This is a genomic window from Pseudonocardia pini (genome assembly GCF_013870575.1).
GTDB classification, from domain to species: Bacteria; Actinomycetota; Actinomycetes; order Mycobacteriales; family Pseudonocardiaceae; genus Pseudonocardia; species Pseudonocardia pini.
Window position 1 is genome coordinate 1 of sequence record NZ_JACBXB010001092.1, and the last position, 1371, is coordinate 1371.

Genomic DNA, 1371 nt, shown 5'->3' on the forward strand with positions numbered 1-1371 from the left:
CGGGCCAGTAGTCGATCCGCGGCCAGGGCTCGCGGACCGGCTGCGCGCCGCCGTCGTGGTGGAAGCCCGGGAAACCCTGCAGGTACAGGCTCCCGACGGCGGCGGGGAACCCCTTGAGCGCCTCCTTCGCGGTGGCCGTGGCCATGACGCGGATCGGGACCGTCGCCTCCCACTGGGACTGCGGGTCCTCGGCGGCGGTGCCCAGCGCGGTGACGTCGAGCTGGTCGACCTGGCCCTCGAGCTGCGCGCGGAGCTGGCGGCGCAGCAGGGCGACCTTCTCGTCGACGTGGGGGGAGGTGCAGAACAGCATCTGCGAGATCTGCCAGCCGATCCGCGCGAACACCGCGACCTTCGCCGTGGGCGGCGGCGGGGACCCGACGACCGGGCCGATCGCCACCCGGTCCGGGCCCACCTGGGTGAGCTGGACGGTGTCGAGGTGCACGGTCGCGTCGGGGTTGAGGTAGCGCGGCCCCTGGATCTCGTAGACGAGCTGGGCGGTGACGGTGTCCACGGTGACCATGCCGCCGTCGCGCGCGTGCTTGGTGATCACCGACGAGCCGTCCGCGGCCACCTCCGCGATCGGGAAGCCACACTTCTCCATGCCCGGGACCGCCAGGAACCCGGAGAAGTTGCCGCCGGTGGCGTGCGCGCCGCACTCGATGATGTGCCCTGCGGTGATCGCGCCCGCCAGCGGGCCGACGTCGTCCGGCGTCCAGCCGTGCCACCAGGCCGCGGGACCGGCGGTGAGCGAGGCGTCGGTGACCCGCCCCGTGACGACGATGTCCGCGCCCGCCCGCAGCGCCTCCGCGATCCCGAACCCGCCGAGGTAGGAGTTCGCCGCGATCGGCTCCACGCCCCAGTCCTTGAGGGGCGCGCCGGTGTCCAGGTGCTCCATCGCGTGGCCCTCGCGGTGGAACTCGCCCAGCCGGTCCAGGACGTTGTCGCCCTCGACGTGCGCCACGACGAGCTCCACCCCGGCCTCGGCGATCTCGGCGCGCAGGGCGGCGGCGAGCCCGGCGGGGTCGAAGCCGCCCGCGTTGGTCACGACCTTGGTCCCGCGCTCGGCGAGGGTCGCGAGGTGCGGCCGTAGCTGCTTGAGCACATAGGCCACGTAGCCGCGCCGGTCGGCGGCCAGCGCGGCGAGCGTGACCTCGGCCAGGTAGTCGCCCATCAGGACGTCGACGGGGTCGCCCGCGAGGGCCTCGTCGATCGCCGTGAAGCGGTCACCGAGGTAGCCGCTGAAGTTCCCGATCCTCACCGATCGTTCGTTCATATCGCGACTGTAGCCGCCGACCCCGGGCGGGCCCATCGTTTCGTGACGGGACCGGCGCCGGGTTGTTCTAGGAACCCTCGGTCGGGGCGGCGGAGGTG

At 73.4% G+C, this 1371-nt stretch carries 1 protein-coding gene; it reads right to left on the reverse strand.

The genetic code is table 11. The features are described from left to right. Window positions 1-1273: acyclic terpene utilization AtuA family protein (locus tag H5J29_RS32795; RefSeq protein ID WP_181784775.1), on the reverse strand; the 1273-nt coding region annotated here is incomplete at its 3' end. Window positions 1274-1371: the final 98 nt, after the last annotated feature.